Raw genomic sequence first — 3,438 nt, 5'->3', positions numbered from 1 at the left:
AGGCCGCGCCGGTGCCGCTGAACGAAACCGAACAGCGCGCCAAGGTGGCGATCATCCGCACCATCCTGCAGAACGACGCCAAGATCCGCGCGCTCACCGAGCCGCGCCTGCACGAGCTGCAGCAGCGCCTGAGCATGGCGCGCACCGGCCAGCGCAGCGTCGACGCTTACGGAGCGCAGCGGGCGTAAGGCCCGCCCCGCATGTATCCGGCCCAGGCCCTGTCCCGCATTCTGGCCGTCCAGCCCGTGCTGGACGCGGTCGAGCGCGACCAGGCCGCGCCGCGCGCGGCGTTCGAACACCTGAAAATCGGCCAGACGCTCGCCGGTCTGGTGAGGAGCCAGGCAAAAGGCATTTCGCTGGTCGAAATCGACGGTCAGACCGTCGCCATGCGCCTGCCCCAGCCGGCTGCCGCCGGCGACACCCTGCGCCTGCGCTTCGCCGGCCACATGCCGCAACCGGTGTTTCTGCTCGAAGCCCCCGAAACCGCGGCCAGCGATGCGCCGCAACTGAGCCAGACCGCGCGCATGCTGAGCGAACTGATGCAGCGCCTGCCGCAGCACCCGACCCTGCCCACCCTCGTCCCGCCCGGCCCCCTGCTCGACCAGCCGCCCGCGCTGCCGGCCGAACTGGCGCTCGCCCTGCGTACCGCGCTGGTGCGCAGCGGCTTGTTTTACGAGTCGCACCTGGCCAACTGGGCGGCGGGTCAGGACAGCCTCGACGGCCTGCTGCAGGAGCCGCAAAACCGGCTGGCGGCGGCCGACGCCGCGCGCGCCGCCGGCAACCCGCCGGCGCTGCCCGACAGCGGCGAAACGGCTGCGCACAAGCCGCTCAACCCGATGCACGCCCTGCTGTCGCAGCAGTTGCAGGTGCTGGAGTCGCCCCAATTCGTCTGGCGCGGCGAGGTGTGGCCGGGACAGACGCTGGAATGGCACCTGCGCCAGGAAACGGACCCTGCGCCGGAGCAGTCGGCCGACGCGGCCGATGCCGGCTGGGAATCCAGGCTCAGGCTGACGCTGCCGCAACTCGGCAGCGTGACCGTGCATATCAGGCTCGATGCGCAGCAGGCATTCAGCATCAGGATGGTGCCGGAGCAGCCCGAAATCGAACCCCTGCTGCAGCAGCACCAGGGCACGCTGATCGACCGCTTGAGCGCGGCAGGCTGTACCCTCAACGCCCTCACGGTGCAGCACGATGCCGGCGCCTGACAAGCGGCGCGCCGCCGCCGCGCTCGCCTACCGCAACGGCGACGGTGCGCCCCGCGTGGTCGCCAAGGGGCGCGGCGTGGTGGCCGACAGCATCATCGAAAAGGCCCGCGCCTCGGGCGTGTACGTCCACGAATCGCGCGAATTGCTGGCCCTGCTGATGCAGATCGACCTCGACAGCCACATCCCGCCGCAGTTATATATCGCAGTGGCCGAACTGCTGGCCTGGCTCTACCATCTGGAAGCAGCCGATCAAGCAGGACTTGCCGAACCCTAACAACGCCCAAGCAGAATGTCTTTTTCAGTCCCGCAACACGACCTGACCCACCCGGATCGCGACAAGGCGCTGGCGCCTTACGCCGTCCATTCGCGGGCGGAGATTCTTTTCCTGCTGCGCGCGATCCAGAAGCGCAAGCTGCTGGTCAACCTCGACCTGCCGGGCAGCCGGCAGATCGTCGTCACGTCGGTGCTCGCGGTCGACGAGGCGCGCAACCTGCTGATCCTGGACAGCGCCCGCGGCGATGCGCTCAACCAGGCGCTGATGTCCGGCACGGGCGCGGAGTTCATCACCCAGCTCGACGGCGTCTCCATCTCGTTTTCCAGCGGCCCGGTTGCCGCGTGCGTGTACGAAAACCTGCCGGCCCTGTGTATCGCCCTTCCCCAATCGCTGGTTCGCCTGCAGCGCAGGGAGCATTTCAGGGTGCCCATGCCGATTGCCACCCCGGTCAAATGTATCGTGCCGTCCCTGTCGGACGCGACTGCGGAGCCGATCGCAACCTGCATCGTGGACATCAGCTGCGGCGGCGTGGCGATCGCCGAAAACAGCGGGCGCCTCGGCTGCGACACCGGCAGAACGCTGCCCGACTGCCGTCTGCTGCTGCCCGAAGCCGTCACCGTCGTCACTTCGCTGGAAGTCCGCAATGCCACCCAGATCCGCCTGCAGAACGGCGTCACCCAGACCCGCCTGGGTTGCCGGTTTCTGGATTTGCCCAACGACATGGCCGCCAGGCTGCAGCGCTTTGTCATGGATATCGAGCGCGCGCGACGAAACAGCCTATAGCGCGCCACCCCCCACATGAATGATTCAAGGAGACTCCGCCATGCAAACGATCCAGCAGGAAATTGACGAAAGAACCAACCTGACCAGTTCCAACAAGCTGGAGTTGCTGCTGTTCCGCCTGGGCGACGATGCGAATCTCGATCGCAACGAACTGTTCGGGATCAACGTGTTCAAGATACGCGAAATCATCCCGATGCCGACCATTACTGCCATGGCCGGGTCGCATCCCCACATGATGGGCGTGGTCGACCTGCGCGGCCAGATCATTCCGGTCATCGATTTGCCGGCGGTGACGGGATGCACCCCGAAATCCGGGCTGAACATTCTGCTGATTACCGAATATGCCCGCAGCACCCAGGCCTTTGCCGTCGAATCGGTGGAGGACATCGTGCGCCTCGACTGGCGGCAGGTGCTGTCCGCCGAGGGCAATGCCGCCGGCGGGATGGTCACCAGCCTCGCCCGCCTGGACGGCGACAACAGCGACCGTCTGGCGCAGGTGCTGGACGTGGAGACCATCCTGCGCCAGGTCATGCCGTCGAGCGAGCCAGTTGTCGACCCTGCCAGCATCGGCCCCATGGTGGACATCAAGCCCGGTACCGTCATCCTGGCGGCGGACGATTCGGTGATCGCGCGCACCATGATCGAACAGGGGCTGGAAGCGATGGGCCTGCCCTATCTCATGTGCAAAACCGGCAAAGAGGCCTGGGATCAGCTGCAGGCCATCTCCGCCAAGGCGCAGGACGAGGGCAAGACCGTGCACGACCGGATCGCGCTGGTGCTGACCGACCTGGAAATGCCCGAGATGGACGGCTTTACTCTGACCCGCAACATCAAGCAGGATCCGCGCTTCAGCGCCATCCCGGTGGTCATCCACTCTTCGCTGACCGGCTCGACCAACGAAGCGCACGTCAAAAAAGTCGGCGCCGACGCCTATGTGGCCAAGTTCGTCGCCGAAGACCTGGCCGACGCGCTGCGGCATGCGCTGGGCGCAGTGCATTGAGATGCAAGGTTCAAGATGCAAGTTACAAGGTTCAAGCAAAGCGCACCGCTGCTTGCATGGCGACGAACAACTTGTAACTTGTAACTTGTAACTTGAAGCCCCCGCATCGCGGGGGCGCTCTCCTTAAACGCCCATGTTCATGATTTCCTGATAGGCGGACACCAGCTTGTTGCGCA

General features: G+C 65.9%; 6 protein-coding genes. 5 read left to right on the top strand and 1 reads right to left on the bottom strand.

Features of this window, described 5'->3' with window-relative positions; all coding sequences use genetic code 11:
• From BGO62_RS15490 to BGO62_RS15470, 5 genes are all read left to right on the top strand, one after another.
• Positions 1-188, top strand: a 188-nt coding sequence (locus tag BGO62_RS15490) for a flagellar protein FliT (protein WP_296644197.1), incomplete at its 5' end; no start/stop codon positions are given.
• 12 nt (positions 189-200) lie between these two features.
• Positions 201-1,205, top strand: coding sequence for a flagellar hook-length control protein FliK (locus tag BGO62_RS15485; protein WP_296644194.1), 1,005 nt, complete (start codon positions 201-203; stop codon positions 1,203-1,205).
• Positions 1,192-1,479, top strand: a complete 288-nt coding sequence (locus BGO62_RS15480) for an EscU/YscU/HrcU family type III secretion system export apparatus switch protein (protein WP_296644191.1) — start codon at positions 1,192-1,194, stop codon at positions 1,477-1,479. Before BGO62_RS15485 ends, BGO62_RS15480 begins: the two co-directional genes overlap by 14 nt.
• A 15-nt stretch (positions 1,480-1,494) precedes the next feature.
• Positions 1,495-2,262 carry a flagellar brake protein gene (locus tag BGO62_RS15475; protein WP_296644188.1) on the top strand — a complete coding sequence of 256 codons (768 nt, stop codon included), beginning with the start codon at positions 1,495-1,497 and terminating at the stop codon, positions 2,260-2,262.
• 40 nt (positions 2,263-2,302) lie between these two features.
• Positions 2,303-3,262 carry a chemotaxis protein gene (locus BGO62_RS15470; protein WP_296644186.1) on the top strand — a complete coding sequence of 320 codons (960 nt, stop codon included), beginning with the start codon at positions 2,303-2,305 and terminating at the stop codon, positions 3,260-3,262.
• A 123-nt stretch (positions 3,263-3,385) separates the two neighbouring features.
• Here BGO62_RS15470 and BGO62_RS16405 read toward each other — a convergent pair.
• A partial coding sequence (locus tag BGO62_RS16405; RefSeq protein WP_363924495.1) for a flagellar hook-basal body complex protein FliE occupies positions 3,386-3,438 on the bottom strand: 53 nt, incomplete at its 5' end.

This window comes from Thiobacillus sp. 65-1402 (assembly GCF_001897685.1).
GTDB lineage: Bacteria > Pseudomonadota > Gammaproteobacteria > Burkholderiales > Thiobacillaceae > Thiobacillus.
This window is presented reverse-complemented; position numbering and strand designations above follow the sequence as displayed.

Excerpts from the sequence above, each read along its gene's own strand:
- BGO62_RS15485 (WP_296644194.1), top strand. The coding sequence starts at position 201 with ATGTATCCGGCCCAGGCCCTGTCCCGCATTCTGGCCGTCCAGCCCGTG.
- BGO62_RS15480 (WP_296644191.1), top strand. The coding sequence starts at position 1,192 with ATGCCGGCGCCTGACAAGCGGCGCGCCGCCGCCGCGCTCGCCTACCGC.
- BGO62_RS15475 (WP_296644188.1), top strand. The coding sequence starts at position 1,495 with ATGTCTTTTTCAGTCCCGCAACACGACCTGACCCACCCGGATCGCGAC.
- BGO62_RS15470 (WP_296644186.1), top strand. The coding sequence starts at position 2,303 with ATGCAAACGATCCAGCAGGAAATTGACGAAAGAACCAACCTGACCAGT.